Source organism: Methylomonas sp. HW2-6, from assembly GCF_052474525.1.
The window spans coordinates 2,401,119-2,415,943 of sequence record NZ_CP184124.1 but is presented as its reverse complement, the minus strand read 5'-3'; the positions used below and the strand labels follow the sequence as shown (position 1 = coordinate 2,415,943).

The 14,825-nt window shown below is 60.0% G+C and carries 11 protein-coding genes; all 11 read right to left on the bottom strand.

The annotated features are described in order from the left end of the window. Window positions 1-25 precede the first annotated feature (25 nt). Window positions 26-217, bottom strand: a complete 192-nt coding sequence (locus tag ACH518_RS11990) for a hypothetical protein (protein ID WP_140912231.1) — start codon at window positions 215-217, stop codon at window positions 26-28. Between the two features lie 183 nt (window positions 218-400). Then, the gene (locus ACH518_RS11985; RefSeq protein ID WP_445370252.1) at window positions 401-781 is read right to left on the bottom strand and encodes a NifB/NifX family molybdenum-iron cluster-binding protein; all 381 of its coding nucleotides are present in this window, start codon (window positions 779-781) and stop codon (window positions 401-403) included. 179 nt (window positions 782-960) lie between these two features. Beyond that, the gene (locus ACH518_RS11980; protein WP_445370251.1) at window positions 961-2,334 is read right to left on the bottom strand and encodes an autotransporter outer membrane beta-barrel domain-containing protein; all 1,374 of its coding nucleotides are present in this window, start codon (window positions 2,332-2,334) and stop codon (window positions 961-963) included. A 124-nt stretch (window positions 2,335-2,458) separates the two neighbouring features. Beyond that, entirely contained in the window at window positions 2,459-3,886 is a 1,428-nt protein-coding gene (gene creC, locus ACH518_RS11975) for a two-component system sensor histidine kinase CreC (RefSeq protein WP_445370250.1), read from the bottom strand. Further along, a complete protein-coding gene (gene creB, locus ACH518_RS11970; protein WP_445370249.1) occupies window positions 3,883-4,569 on the bottom strand; it encodes a two-component system response regulator CreB in 687 nt (228 codons plus the stop codon). Before creB ends, creC begins: the two co-directional genes overlap by 4 nt. Next, window positions 4,569-4,985, bottom strand: coding sequence for a DUF350 domain-containing protein (locus tag ACH518_RS11965; protein WP_278212385.1), 417 nt, complete (start codon window positions 4,983-4,985; stop codon window positions 4,569-4,571). The genes creB and ACH518_RS11965 overlap by 1 nt, the downstream gene beginning before the upstream one ends. Before the next feature lie 2 nt (window positions 4,986-4,987). After that, window positions 4,988-6,118, bottom strand: coding sequence for a glutathionylspermidine synthase family protein (locus ACH518_RS11960; RefSeq protein WP_445370248.1), 1,131 nt, complete (start codon window positions 6,116-6,118; stop codon window positions 4,988-4,990). A gap of 1 nt (window position 6,119) precedes the next feature. Further along, a complete protein-coding gene (locus ACH518_RS11955; RefSeq protein WP_445370247.1) occupies window positions 6,120-7,301 on the bottom strand; it encodes a hypothetical protein in 1,182 nt (393 codons plus the stop codon). A 234-nt stretch (window positions 7,302-7,535) separates the two neighbouring features. Further along, on the bottom strand, window positions 7,536-10,802 hold the full coding sequence (locus ACH518_RS11950; RefSeq protein WP_445370246.1) for an EAL domain-containing protein: 3,267 nt from the start codon (window positions 10,800-10,802) through the stop codon (window positions 7,536-7,538). Next, window positions 10,795-11,451, bottom strand: coding sequence for a biliverdin-producing heme oxygenase (locus tag ACH518_RS11945; protein WP_445370245.1), 657 nt, complete (start codon window positions 11,449-11,451; stop codon window positions 10,795-10,797). Before ACH518_RS11945 ends, ACH518_RS11950 begins: the two co-directional genes overlap by 8 nt. Before the next feature lie 126 nt (window positions 11,452-11,577). Beyond that, window positions 11,578-14,688 (bottom strand): bifunctional proline dehydrogenase/L-glutamate gamma-semialdehyde dehydrogenase PutA, encoded by a 3,111-nt coding sequence (gene putA / locus ACH518_RS11940; RefSeq protein ID WP_445370244.1) that lies wholly within the window; start codon window positions 14,686-14,688, stop codon window positions 11,578-11,580. Window positions 14,689-14,825: the final 137 nt, after the last annotated feature.

Here is a 14,825-nt window from a genome sequence, read left to right as displayed (position 1 = left end):
GGCCAGGCTAACAAAAGCTTGACGATCAATGCCGATCCAGTTCTTTAGGCTGGTCGGCACCGTTGAGCGCCTTTTCAATTAACGCAACGCTACCGCGTACCAACAACGCGAACAAGACTGCCGGCACAACAAAATCGATCGGTAAAATGCCCGCCAAACCGGCCGTAGCCAGTGCCGCGATCGTCAAACCGAAACTTCCGGTATTAGCGATTTTCATGTGGCCTCCCAGACCGTGATTCGGTCGTAATGAAAATACGCTTTCACTATACCGGTGCATTACAAATCGACAATACACGCTATGTTCAATTTATTGTTTTAATTAATAAAACAGTGCAAAAGGTAAGTGTATTACCCAAGCCAACGCGAACGGCGTCAGGCCGGCAATGCTAACTATCGGTGATCAGGGATGGCCGTTCAGGCATTGCTGTTCGTCGTGCGGCAGACCGGCGGCGAGTTTCCCGGCCAGATAGGCCGCGATCGCTTGCAGCGGCGAGGTTTCGCCGGTGGTGAGCAGTTCGGTATTGCGTTCCGCCAAGCGGCGAATCACGCCGTCGCCGGCCGACGCCGCGATCGCCACGTCCACATCATGCAGCGGATGCCGATTGCCGTCGCCGCGCACGTGCCATTCGTGCAGGCCGCCGAATTCGGTCAAATCCAGCGTCCAGGCCAGTTCCACCCCGGACTCGGAAGCGACGTAGACCCGCCAATTCGCCGCGCGACCGGCGTGTGCCGCAATCGTACCGTCTTGATTCACTGCCACCGCAATAATTTTCTGTGTCATCGTGCGCTCACCTCTGCCATAAAATTCAACACGCTCCCCTCCGCCCTGTTTGCAGGAAACGGCGAAGAACACGGATTGCGGCCAGATTACCGATTTAACCGCAAAGAAGGCAAGGAAATACTGCCGGCGCGGTGCGGAACAGTGCGGTTCGCAACAGCAACGGCCGCCGACGCAGTCTGCTACAAGCCCAGGCGGATGCCGATGGTCCCGATGTAGTTGTCGAAATAGGCGTGGCCGAGCAAAGCGTCGAAATTGGCGTAAGCCTGCCAGCCGTTGGGCATTACCGCGACCAGGCCGCCGCCGACATGGAAAAAATCCCGGTCGGGCCGGTCGGTTTGGAAACCGAACGTGGTCGGCAGCGCGCGGAAATCTTGCGCGAATTGCACGTAAATCGTGCGCTGGCCGTTGTCGTATTCGTGGGTCCAATCGGCGTTGACCTGCGGCACCAATACGCCCCACGAGGTACTGATTGCGTAGGATGCCTGGGCGCCGACGCTGGATTGCACCGAGGTCAGCCGGTCCGCCAGATAGCGCAGTTCCAGGCCGGAGCTACCCTGCTCGCTATACGCATCCATCGCCGCGTGGCGGTAGCGGACCGTGGCGCGGGGACCGAGAGTCAAACCGCCCAGCGTCAAGTCGTAGCCGGTAGACAGATTGCCCTCGAATTGGTCGGCACCGGGCGTGCCGCTGATCGCACCGCCGAAATTGGTGTTGTCTTCGCGCAAGTAATCGCGGCGATTGGCGTTGCTGCCGTCTTTGCGCAGGTATTGAAACGACAAGTCGGCGAAAAAGCCTTGCCAGGGAAACAAGGAGGCAAACAAGGTCGGCCCGTAGGAGTCGGTGTCGAAGCCGCCGCCGTTAAACTGGTCGCCGTGCCAGCGCGAATAGTTGACCGCCAACCCGGCCACGGCCCAGTCGGTCGGCATGGTGTCGATACCCAAGCTGAAGCCGGCCTCGTTGGAGACATATCCCCGCTCCAATTCGGTTTGGCGCCGATCCAATGCCCGGTAATCGGCGTTGAAAAACAGATTCACGCCGGGTAACAAGGCCATCTCGCCGTCCCCGGCAGCACCGCCCTTGGCTAGATCCTGGCCGGCGTCCGCTTGGCCGCGGCGTTTTTTCAGGACGAGATCGGCTTGGCCGAGGGCGGAAAACGCCGCGCCGGCAGCCGAACTCCCCGCCGCGCCGCCACCAGGCGCACCGCCTACCGGCGGCGGATTCCCGGCCGGGATGGTGCCGCACAAACTGGCCAATTGCGGACCGAAATTCAATGGCTGCTGACCGCCGCCGGTCTGGCGCGGCGAACTGCCCACCAACTGCGCGCAACCGAGTTGGTTGCCGTCCTTGGCCAGCAGCGCGCGAATCTGTTGATCCAACGACGCGGCGTCAGCCGGGATGGTGGCGACCACCAACAGCCCAACGGCGGCCAACCGATACGGATTTTTCAATATTGGAGATTCATCGGCGCGGCAAACAGCCGCCGAACCGTTGAGGGCAATCGACCGCATATCCGCGCGTGCAGTCGGTTGCGGCATCAGTTTGGAATGCTTCATCTGGTCTGAGTTTCCGGGTTGCAAGGGTTAGGCCCAGCCGAATTCGCTGCGGCAATGGTCGAGAATAATAGCGAATTATGTGATGCGGATAACATATTTTCAAGAATTCGCCGGACCGGCAGCACTAAGCCGCGGGGAAACTCAAAACGGCCTTTACCCCGCCGCCCTCGGCGTTGCCGACCTTGATTTCGCCGCCGTGCAACACGGCCACTTCGCGGACGAAGGCCAGGCCCAGACCGGTGCTTTTGCGGCCGGTATCCGGCCGCGGCAGCGAGTAAAAACGTTCGAACAGGCGCGGCAAGGCATAATCGGGGATGCCCGGACCGTGGTCGCGGATACACAAGTGCGCGCGCTGGTTTTCGCTGCGGCCATCGATTTCGATCAGCGAGCCGGCCGGGGCGAAAGCGATGGCGTTATCCAGCAGATTGGACAAGGCTTGGCGCAACAGGAATTCCTCACCCACCACCGGCAACTCGCCGGCAAACTCGAAGGCGACGCCGAGCTGCCGTTGCACCAGGGGCGCGGCTTTTTCGGCGGCGACGGCCTGCGCCAACACGGCCAAATCCAGCCGCTTGGGCTCGGCCAACTGCTGGCGTTGCTCCAACGCCGCCAAGCCCAACAGGCGTTCGATCAATTGGTCCAGCCGTTCCGCCTGCTCGCGGGCGTTGCCGGCAAAGCGGCGGCGCTCGGCGTCGGGCAACGGGTCTTCCAGCAATTCCGCCGCACCGCGGATTGCCGCCAGCGGGCTCTTCATTTCGTGGGTCAGAGTTTGCACGTAGCGTTCGACGTATTGCTTGCCTTCCAACTCGCGGCGCATGGTTTCCAGGGTTTGGGCCAAGGTCGCCAATTCCACGCTGTGCAATTGCGGCGGCGTGGCCTTGCCGCCGGAAGTCACGGCACGGGCGTAAGCCACCAACAAATCGATTGCCCGGGTCAAACGCCAGTTGAACACCGCGCCGAACAGCAGCGCGCCGCCGAACAACCACAGCGCGCCGCGCTGTACCGCGGCCTTGCCGGCCTCGACGATGGGTTGCAGCAACGCGGTCGGATAAGCCACCGTGACGACGCCGATCAATTTTTCGCCGTCGCGCACCGGCGCCGCCACATGCATGGTCGAACTGCGCTTATCGTCCGGGTCCGATTGACTGGAACGGGCGCCGTAGCGGCCTTGCAAGGTTAGATAGACGTCATTCCAGCGCGCGTAATTTTCGCCGAGCGCGCTGCCGGCCGAATCGAAGCGGACGATGCCGGCGGCGTCGGTGACGTACACCCGGTAATCCAGACTTTGTTTCGGAAAGCCGAATATGGTCGCCGACACCGGCCGCTTGCTGTAACGCCGCACCGCGTCGGCGAATTGGCCGTCAGCAATCGCCCCGCGCGCCAGCTCGGGTGCCGCGAGTTCGGCCAGCAGGTTGGCGGTGTCGACCAGACTGGCTTCCAGGGCCATGCGCACGCCGGGGCTGATTTGCTTGACCACCAGCAGCAACACCAACTGCCCGGTGACCGCGACCAGCAGGAAATAGCCCAAAAACAGCCGCACCGACAATTTCATCGGCTTTCCAGGCTGTAGCCCAGGCCGCGATGGGTACGGATCGGATCGGCGTCGGCGATGGCGCGCAGTTTGGCGCGCAAGGTTTTGATATGGGTATCGACGGTGCGGTCGAACACGTCGCCCGGATCGCGCCAGACCCGTTCCAGCAGTTGCTCGCGCGAAAAAATCCGCGTCGGGTGCTCGATCAGCAGCTTCAATAACAAATATTCGTAACGAGTCAGTTCCAGCAAGCGGCCGCAATAACGGATGCGACCGGCCTGACCATCCAGCTCGAAATCGGCGTTACCCGGCTGGATCGGGGCCGGCTGCATCCGGCGCAGGATGGCGCCGACCCGCGCCGCCACTTCGCGCGGGCTGAACGGCTTGGTCACGTAGTCGTCGGCGCCGATTTCCAGGCCGACGATGCGGTCGATCTCGTCGCCGTGCGCGGTCAAAAACATCACCGGTATTTGCGAAAACCGGCGCAATTGCCGGCACAACTCGAAGCCGGAGCCGTCCGGCAAACCGACATCCAGGATCGCCAGCGCAAACGGCTCGGTTTGCAAGCGGGCCAAGCCGGTTTGCAGCAAATCGGCATGCTCGGGCTGATAACCGTTTTGGCGCAGCGCGTAAATCAAGGTATCGGCAATTGCCGGTTCGTCCTCGACGATCAAAATTCGCTGCGGCCCAATCGACTCGGCCATCAGTAACTCATGCAGGCGGCATTCAGTACCCCGGCCGCCAGCGAAAAACCGGCCAATACCACCGCCGGACCGATTTCGTCGCCGGCGATGCGTTCGCATAAATCGGCAAAAGCCAGACGCACGCCGACGAACACCAAGGTTTGGACGAAAAAGGCGACACCGGCCCAGATCAGCATGTCGGTAAAGGAAACGCTGTTGGCGATCGCTCCGGCCAAGGCCAGCGCAAACCCGAGCACGGCGCCGGTGAAGGCCAGCGCCGGCGCGGTTTTACCGGCGCGGATCAATTTGAACTCGGCATACGGCGTGATCTGCAAATAGCAAAAACCGAACAGCGCGCTGAGCGCGACGGCCGCCAGAAAATGCAAAACAAAGCCGTTGGCTGCGGCCGCTAACTCGGCTAAATCGATGGTGGGCATAATCAGTCCTCGACGAAAAAATGCGGTACGAACCGGCTATTGTTGCCGGTGATTTCGGTTTTGTCCTCGCGAATGCCGATACCGGCCGGCTGGCCGGCGACGACCCAGGAACCGATCACCGGATAGTTGCCGGCGAACTCGGGCAGCGGCGTGTAACGTTGATAGATATAGCCGTCGTCGCCGTAAAGGCCGGCGGACTCGACGACGCTGCTGCCGCGGCGGATTTCGATGTTGGCGCCTTCGCGCGAATACAGCGGCTTGCGTACAAAGTCGCCGAGCATGGGCTTATCGGCGAAGCTGGCCTGCAGCAAGTTGGGGTGGCCTTCGAACAATTCCCACAAGATCGGCAGAATGCCTTTGTTGCTGAGGATTTGCTTCCAGGCCGGCTCCAACAGGCTCGGATTGGCTTTGGGCAGATAGGGGCCGAATTCCTCGCGCAGCAGCCATTCCCAGGGGTACAGTTTGAATAGACTCCGAATCGGCCGATCCTGCAAATCGACGAATTGTTGCGCCGCCGCCTGCCAGCCGATGTCTTCGATCGCCAGCCAATGCGGACGAATGCCGGCCTGCAACGCGGTGTCCATCAAATAGGCGACATTGCCGGCATCCTCGTCGCTATGGGCGACGCCGGCAAAATAGACCTCGGCGTGGCTGTGCCGATAGCCTTGCCAGAAGGCGATCAGTTTTTCGTGGATGGAGTTGAACTGGTCGGCCTGCGGGTAACAATCGCTCAGCCAGAACCATTGCGCGACGGCCGCCTCCGGCAACGCGGTCGGCGTGTCGGCATTGTATTCCAGCAGTTTCGGCGGCCCGCTGCCGTCCCAGGCCAGATCGAAGCGGCCGAACAAACTGGGGTCGCCGCGTTCCCAGGATGCGGTCAGATAGGGCGCGGCCCAACGCGGAATCCGCAGCCGCTCGAACCAATCGCGACGGATCACTTGTTCGACAGCTTGCAAACACAGCCGATGCAGTTCGGCGGTGGCGTCGTCCAGCACATCGATCTGGCTGCGGCTGAAGCGGTAGCAGGCCGATTCGTCCCAATAGACGGCGCCGTCTATGGTATGGAAATTCATGCCGACCGCTTCCAGCCGTTGCCGCCAGTCGGCGCGCGCTTGCCGTTCCAGGCGTTGCATCTCAGCCGCCGAAAAAGCCGTGCGAACCGCCGAAGGAGCCGAAACCGCCGCGGCGGGTGCCGCTGTGGCCGTCGTCGCTGCCGCCGCGGTAACTGGAACCGGAACCGCCGCCGTGGCTGCCGCTATGGCTGTTGTCGCATTCGACCGGATTGCCGTTGGCGTCGGTGCAATCCTGCCGAATTTTGAAATCGCCGGGCTGGCCGGCGTAACCGGCCAAGGACAGGCTGCCGAGCAAAGCCAGCGAGACCTGCAGCGAGCGGCGCGGAATCGGCGGCACGCTTTGACCTTCCGGGGCCACTTGCAACAACTGCTCCCAATCCGACAGCCGCGGATAGAAATCGCGATGGTAAACGCCGCCAACCAACAACAGCATGTAAAAATCCAGTTTGTTGCCGGTTAACAGGCACAGCGGCAAACCCAGCCAGGCTACGCCGTTCGCCAGCAAGGCCGAGCGTAAGGCCTGGCTTTGGCCCCGCTGTACCCGCTGGTTGTAATTGCGCTCGGCCAACGGCAGGCGGGCTTGCAGACGCAACAGCGGATAGGCAGCCAACGCTAGCGCAACGAACAATACCCGAATCGGCCAGATCGACGCCGCCGGCGCATAACCGTTGAAGACCGGGTAATGCCAGGACAGGTAAGTGGCGTAGACGACATACACCAACAAGTACAAGATGGTCAGGATGGTAATGAAACGAAAGCTGGCCACCGCCTTTTCGAACTCGACGCAAGCCGCGCTATTGCTGCTCGGCGCCCGCATAAAATCGCCGATCCGGTAAATATTGCGCCGGTAGGAATCCAGCCATAGTCGGTGCTCTTCCGACAGATAACTACCGTCTACAGTGACCGACTCGCGGCTATTTTTGTCGGTGCCGTGAAAAAAATACAGCGATTCGATGCCGTCTTGTTTGTTTTGTTTTAAGGCCAGAGAGTGGGTCGGAATTACGGTTTCTCCAAACCAACCGCGCTTGACAATTTTATCGGGGTAGAACGTGAACCAACGCGTATTCAGAATCTGGCCGCACCATCTGAACACATACACACTAAACAGTACAAAACTCACTTCCAACAAATAAAAGTTACTGCTCAAACCCACCCAAACCAGCACTAGCGCCAGTGGCAAGCCCAAACAGAAAACCAACAACTTTTTCCACAAGCGATAGGTGACGGTCAGTTTTTTATTCAAAGACGGCGGCATGGCTAGCGAGGGTTAATAAAGTCGGGTAAGCATAGTTGCTAGATCGCAATTTGTCCGCCATCCGCAACCCGACACAGGCGCTCCGTCTGCTCAGGCCCAATGTCGTTAAGTTAAGGATTGTAGGAACCCCTGCCCGCGATCAAACGGCTTCGGTCGCAGGCATGGCCTGCTCCTACAGGATGTGAACCAGCCGTTTTGTTCCTTAACTTAACGGCATTGTGCTCAGGCCTGCGGCAAACCGCCGCGCAACAGGGCCTCGAAATCGGCGATCGGCATCGGCTTGCCGAACAAATAACCTTGAAACGCATCGCAACCGTGCTGCTCCAGAAAGGAACGCTGCGCACCGGTTTCGACCCCCTCGGCGATCACATCCATCCCCAGATTTTTCGCCATCGCGATGATGGTTTGCACGATCACGGTATCGTCGGGGTCTTCTAAAATGTCCTGGATAAAGCTCTGGTCGATTTTCAATTGTGCAATCGGCAGCTTGCGCAAATTCGACAAAGACGAATTGCCGGTACCGAAATCGTCCATCGCAAAGCAGACGCCGAAATCGCGTAGCGCATGCATTTTGACGATGGTGTCGTCGATGTCGTCCAATACCAAACTTTCGGTCAATTCCAATTTCAAATGACCGGGTTTGATTGCCGCATCCCTGACGATACGCACCACCTTGCCGACAAAATCGGCCTGGCGAAATTGTCTGGGGCTGACATTCACCGCCAATTGCAAATGCCGGGTATTGGGATCGGCTTCCCAGCGTTTTAATTGTCGGCATGCGGTTTCCAACACCCATTGCCCGATCGGGGTAATCAAACCGATTTCCTCCGCCAACGGGATGAAATCCTTCGGTGGAATCAAGCCGGATTCCGGATGCAGACAACGAATCAGCACTTCGGCGCCGGATACCTCATGGTTTTTACCGACCTGGGGTTGGTAATGCAGCAGAAACCGGTTTTCGGCCAAGGCCCGGTGTAACTCTGCTTCCAATCGCATTCTGGAGTTAATATTGGCCTGCATTTGCGGATCGAAAAAGCGCACGGTGTTTTTGCCGGCCTTCTTGGCTTGGTACATCGCAATATCGGCCTGCTTCAACAAGGCCTCGATATCGAATTCGTGGTCGCGGAACAATACGGCGCCGATGCTGGGCGAGTTTCTGTATTCGTGTTCTTTCAACAAATAGGGCTTGGTCAGCCTTACCAGAATCTTGTTGGCAACGATCTCGGTTTGCGCCGAAGCATCGAGTTTGTCGTCACCCAATTCGCTCAACATCACCACAAACTCGTCGCCGCCGAGACGAGCCACCGTATCGCCCTCGCGCACGCAACCCGACAAGCGCCGGCCGACTTGTTGCAGGAGCAGATCACCCATATCGTGGCCCAGGGTGTCGTTCAACATCTTGAAATTATCCAGATCGATAAACAACAACGCCCCCGGCCGGCCGCTGCGAGAACTGATCGCCAAACAGTGCTTCAAGCGGTCTTGCAATAGCCGCCGATTCGGTAAGCCGGTTAAAGCGTCGTAGAACGCCAAACGTTCGATTTCTTCGGAGGCGGCTTTCAACTGGCTGATGTCGATGAAGCTGGCGACATAGTTTTTTAGATTGCCCTCCTGGTCCGTGACCGCGGAGATGGCCAAATGGATCGGGAACAAACGGCCGTCGATGGACCGGAGAATCGTTTCCCCTTCCCAGGCACCATCGGCCTCGACCGCATCCCACATCGCGGCGTAATCGCTAATCCGCTGTATATCCAGTTGCAAATCGCGCGGATTCTTACCGACCACGAATTCCGCCGGGTAGCCGGTAATCCGGGAAAAAGCCCGGTTCACCCGCAAGATATTGTGGGCGGAGTCCAGCACCAAAATGCCTTCCTGCGACTCGAACGCCGTCGCCGCGATTCGCAGCTCCGCATCCAGCAAACGCTGCGCCTTCAAGGCCTGGTCCAGCCGGCTTTTTTGGGCCAGCCCCTCGGGCAGCGTTATCGCCAGCATATTCGCCACACCCAACTCGACGTGGGTCCAGGGTGCGCTGCGGCCGCGCCATAACTCGCTCCAAACTTCGAACGACTTGCGCGGCGTCAGCCGATAACCGCCGGCCTCGTCCGCTACCAGACCTTTCTCGGCATGACCGGCCCAGTTCACCGTGCGCGGCTTTTCCACCCGAAACCAGACAATCCCGTTTCGGACACCTGCGGACAACGGGGTACACAGTACACCGGAGGCGATATCCCGGTAGTTCATCGCCGGCGGAAAATGTTGCTCCAGATGGTCGCAACTGAACGAGCTGGTGCCGCACTTGCCGCTCAACCATTGCAACAGGCCGTCCAGTTGTTCGGAATCGGGCGTCAGGCCGTGGCAATGGCGCTTGCCTTCGACCAAGGCAACGACGCCGTCGGCATGCAACAACTGCATCAGTTCCGGCAGCAAGCGCTGCAAAATGGTCTCTTCCTGACTGGTAAAGATGTAGTTCAGCAGTTCGCCGATCAAGTGGTTAGCGCTCGTGACATGACGGTGCTGTTCTACCGCTTCTATGCCCGAAAGCTTGGCCGAGGTCATCCGGCTGATAAAGGTCACGGCCTCGCGTTCGGCCAGCGACACCTGCTTCGGCGCGTGGTGATGGCAGGCAATCAGCCCCCACAGCCGGCCATTTTGCATGATCGATACCACCATGGAGGCGCTTACGCCGATATTGCGCAGGTATTGGATATGGATCGGCGACAAGCAACGCAGAGCCGAATAAGTCATATCCAGCGGTTCGGCCGCCAAGGGATTCAGCGCCGGTAGCAACGGCACCGGGTCCGCCTCGATATCCGCGACGACGCGCACCAGATTCAGCGTGTACAAACGCCGCGCCTGAGCGGGTATATCACTGGCCGGAAAGTGCAAACCCAAATAGGAAGGCGCGGTTTCGATCCGGCTTTGGCTGATCACTTCGCCGTTCCATTCGGAATCGAAGCGGTAAACCATCACACTATCGTAGCCGCACAGCGTCCGCACCAGGATCGCCACCTGATCGAAATAGCGTAAGTATTCGCGGTCGGTATCGATATGCAACAGGACGTCCTGCATCTGCAACAACAATTCCGCCAAGCGGGTTTCTTTGTGATCGGTCTGATCCGCCATCAATTCGACGGCAAAACCACCGTTGCTCAGATAGACATGCGCCTGTAGCTCCCGCGAGGCCCCGGCCACGACCACGCTGAGTTTGCCGGCCGCGGTGTCGCGGCCAAGTGCGACCTCGGTCAATGCCTGCAATTGCTCCGCCGCCCTGGCGCCGCCTAAATCGGCAAATGTCAGGCCTAATGCCTGTTCGGCAGACACCTCGAAAATCTGCTCCAGATTCACGCTGGCTTGGACGATTTGCAGCGCCGATGCCGGATCGAGCACCAACAGCACACCGTGCGGCTGAATCTGGCCGATCTGGTGGATGGGCTCGGAAGCACATTTCTGCAATGCCTGCTCCAGTTGCTCGCGGGTAATGTTAGTCATGGTTGCCACTCCCGCTCCCGAACTCCGCCACTACCGCGAGATCGAACTGTTGTTGAAAAAAAGCGAATATCCGTTTGGCGGCAAGCTGAGCCGCTGTGACTTGTGCGGTGTCGGCGGCAATCGATTCGGCAAAATCGATAAAGCCGCGCCACATGCTTGTGGTGGCGGCGCCGTAACCGGCATAAAAACGGGCGCCGGCATCGGCCGATAGCCCCAAATTTTGACCGAGACACTTGGCAATCATTTGGCCGCCCAACGTGGACCCTTCGACCACGTAAAGCGCGCCGACGTAGTCGCCGACACAGGCTATTTGCGGAAGCGGCAAATCCGCGGGTTTCAGCGAGGCTGAATCGATCGCGAAGTGGTTTAAATCCGCTTGCAACCAGGACAGTTTGGCTCTGGGCTCATAATCCAAACCGGCAAGTTGACGCTTGGAAAATGCGGCGAGGCCAGGCTCCAAACCGGCGTAAGTCCGAAATAATGCCTGCAGTAACAATTGGTATGTGGCTAAAGCATAGTCCGGTCTAACCAATCCCGCCAATAAAGCATGCCGGTTTAGCTGGTCGTGTTGCATCCCGGTCGCATCGCGCAGCAAAGCACGTACGCCACCCTGGTCGTTGGAACCTGATTGCGGATTGGTTACGTTCATTTCTGAGCATGCCTAGTGCTAAGTGCGTAAGAGTTATCCTACAAATATACCATTCATTTCCAACCCTTCCAGGGTGATCCCCAGACATTAAACGCTACCGTATAGCGCCAGACCGAAGCGGCGCCGTCAGCCGCGGTTCTGCAACAAGCCGGGATTGCCGCCGATCGCGGCGGTATTGATACTGACGCTTTGCTCGACCGCAAACCGCATTAGGTAATTCGGTCCGCCAGCCTTCGGCCCGGTGCCGGACAAACCCATCCCGCCGAACGGCTGCACCCCGACGACCGCCCCGATCATATTGCGGTTGATGTACAAATTGCCGACTCTGACGTGCCGCGCCACGTATTGCATCGTCGACTCCAGCCGGGTATGCAGCCCCAAGGTCAAGCCGTAACCGCTAGCGTTGATGGCGTCGACCACCTGCTCCAACTCGCCGCTGCGGTAACTGACAATGTGCAGAATCGGCCCGAACACTTCCCGCTCCAGCACGGAGAGGCTTGGAATCCGCACCAAAGTCGGCGGAAAAAAATAGCCGGCCGCACACTGTTCAGGCAGCGGCATCTGGAACAGCACTCTGCCGACCTCCGCCAGGTATTGCCTATGTCGATGCAATGCAGCCAGGGCGGCAGCGTCGATGATCGGGCCGACGTCGGTCTCGAACTCCCACGGCGAACCCAGACGTAACAAGCGCATCGCGCCGATCAGACGCTCGCTCACGGCTTCGCAGGTTTCCTCCGGCAGAAACAACACCCGCAACGCGGAACAGCGCTGGCCGGCACTATTGAAGGCCGATTGCACCGCGTCGCGCACCAGTTGTTCGGTATGCGCGGAACTGTCCGCCAGCATCGCGTTGAGTCCGCCGGTTTCGGCGATCAGCGTCGCAATCGGCCCCGGCCGCAGGCTCAATTGGCGGTTAATCAGACTGGCGGTTTCTACCGACCCGGTAAAGGCAACGCCGACCACGCGCGGGTCACTTAGTAGCTGCCGGCCGATGCCCTCGCCGTCGCCCGGCAGCAACTGCAACACCGGCTTCGGCACGCCGGCCCGGTGCAATAGCCCGACCGCAGCCATGGCCGTCAACGCAGTTTGTTCGGCCGGTTTGGCGATCACGCTATTGCCGGCCAGCAAGGCCGCGGCAATTTGGCCGACGAAAATCGCCAGCGGAAAATTCCACGGGCTGATACAAACGAATACGCCGCGGCCGCGGTAATCGAGCCTATTGTTCTCGCCGGTCGGGCCCGGCAGCGGCAGCGGCTGGCCGAACAAGGCTAAGGCATTGGCGGCATAGTAGCGGCACAAATCGACCGCCTCGCGCAATTCGGCCAAGGCATCGCTCAAGGTGCGACCACCCTCGCGGATGCATAATGCCAGCAATTCGCTGCGGTGGCGCTCGAATAAATCGGCCGCCGTTTGCAGGCAAGCGGCGCGTTCGACCACGGGTTGTAAGCACCACCGCTTGAACGCCGGCTCGGCGCTTGCCAATGCCGCGTCGATGTCGGCCGAGCGACTGGCCAATACTTGGCCGACCACTGCGCCCCGATCGAACGGAGTGTAAACCGGCTGGCCGCTACCGCTTATCCGCTTGCCGTCGACCAGCGGACAGGCCTGCCAGACAGTTGCGGCGTATCGGTCCAGTTCGCTGCGCAGATGCTGAAGTACGGATGGATCGCTCAAATTGGTACCGGCGGAGTTGCGCCGCTGCGGGGCAAACAGGTCCGGCGGCGCTACCAAATTCGGACCGGCCGCGACCTGCAAAAGCTCGGCCGGATCCATGGCCAATTGCGCGGCCGGAATCTGCGGATTCTCGATCTGATTGACGAACGAACTGTTGGCGCCGTTCTCCAACAAACGCCGGACCAGATAAGGTAACAAATCGCGATGGGCCCCGACCGGGGCGTAAACCCGGCAGGCCAATTCCGGCCCGGATTGTGCGAGCAGCGTGTCGTACAGCGCTTCGCCCATGCCGTGCAGGCGTTGAAATTCATAGCCGGGATGCGCGGCGCCGGCCAAGGCCCGAATCGCCGCCACGCTGTGAGCGTTATGGGTGGCAAACTGGCCGAAAAAACAATCCGGCCGCGCCAAAATCGCCTGGGCGCAAGCCAGATAGGACAAATCGGTCGCCGCTTTACGGGTAAACACCGGGTAATCGTCCCAGCCGGCCTCTTGGGCGCGTTTGATTTCGCTGTCCCAATACGCACCTTTCACCAACCGGATCGGAATCCGGCGCTTGCCGTAAACGGCCAACGCCGCCAGCCATTCGACCAATGCCAATGCCCGCTTTTGGTAGGCCTGTACCGCCAGCCCGAAACCCGACCAGCCGGCCAATGCCGGGTCGTTAAATACCGCAGCGAAAATGTCCAACGACATTTCCAGACGCTCCGCCTCTTCGGCATCGACCGTCAGACTGATATTCGCCGCCCTGGCCTGCTTGGCCAGATTCAACAGCTTTACGCTGATCGCCGCGACCGCATGGCCTTGCTGCAACACGTCGTAGCGTGGATACAAGGCGGACAATTTGACCGAGATGCCCGGATTGCGCAACAAACTGCCGCCCGCAACAGTTGCCAGCACAGCTATGGCCTCGGCGTAGCCGGCGTAATAACGCTCGGCGTCGGCGCCCGTCAGCGCCGCCTCGCCGAGCATATCGAACGAATACAGGTATTGCGGACGCTGGCGAGCCCGGTCCAAGGCCGAACCGATATCCTCGGCGATGACGAAATGTTCGGCCAAGATGCGCATGGCCTGAGCGACCGCAGCGCGCAGCAAGGGCTCCCCCAGCCGCTCCAGCAGCGCCGCGGCCAGGTCTAACTCGGAATCGGCACGCTGAATCAAGCGCTCCATGCTGCCGCCAAGTGCCAAACCGCCGCTGGCGAGGTTAATCAGCCAGGAATCGCTGTGTCCCCAATGCCGGCGCCAATCGCCGCCGGCCAATTTGTCCTGCAAAAACCGGTTTTGGGTGGCCGGGTCCGGGATGCGCAGCAATGCCTCGGCCAAGGCCATCAATTGCAAGCCTTCATTGCTCTGCAAACCGTATTCCTGCAAAAAATCCTGGAACAAATCGGCTGCGCTTTGCCGGTTGCGCACCTCGGTAATCAAGCGTTCGGCATCGGCGCTGACCGCCTGCCGGCTGTAATCGGCCAGCGCAGCTCGCAGCTCGGCGACCAGTTCGGCCTCCGCCAGCGTGTAAGATCGGCGCACCCGCGCCCTCAGTCCGTCCAGCTCCTGTTCCGCCTGCATCGCCCGCCCCCCGGATTGCTTTGGTCAAATCGATATCGCCGCACTATGACACTCCCCGCCGGGCCCGATTGTCAATCGGCTGATAAGGCCGACCCGGAGCGGCTTGTTGGATCGAACCGGGTCTGCTACTTTTGCCC

Coding starts and splice junctions, on each gene's coding strand:
- ACH518_RS11990 (WP_140912231.1), bottom strand. CDS start 217: ATGAAAATCGCTAATACCGGAAGTTTCGGTTTGACGATCGCGGCACTG.
- ACH518_RS11985 (WP_445370252.1), bottom strand. CDS start 781: ATGACACAGAAAATTATTGCGGTGGCAGTGAATCAAGACGGTACGATT.
- ACH518_RS11980 (WP_445370251.1), bottom strand. CDS start 2,334: ATGAAGCATTCCAAACTGATGCCGCAACCGACTGCACGCGCGGATATG.
- creC (WP_445370250.1), bottom strand. CDS start 3,886: ATGAAATTGTCGGTGCGGCTGTTTTTGGGCTATTTCCTGCTGGTCGCG.
- creB (WP_445370249.1), bottom strand. CDS start 4,569: ATGGCCGAGTCGATTGGGCCGCAGCGAATTTTGATCGTCGAGGACGAA.
- ACH518_RS11965 (WP_278212385.1), bottom strand. CDS start 4,985: ATGCCCACCATCGATTTAGCCGAGTTAGCGGCCGCAGCCAACGGCTTT.
- ACH518_RS11960 (WP_445370248.1), bottom strand. CDS start 6,118: ATGCAACGCCTGGAACGGCAAGCGCGCGCCGACTGGCGGCAACGGCTG.
- ACH518_RS11950 (WP_445370246.1), bottom strand. CDS start 10,802: ATGACTAACATTACCCGCGAGCAACTGGAGCAGGCATTGCAGAAATGT.
- ACH518_RS11945 (WP_445370245.1), bottom strand. CDS start 11,451: ATGAACGTAACCAATCCGCAATCAGGTTCCAACGACCAGGGTGGCGTA.
- putA (WP_445370244.1), bottom strand. CDS start 14,688: ATGCAGGCGGAACAGGAGCTGGACGGACTGAGGGCGCGGGTGCGCCGA.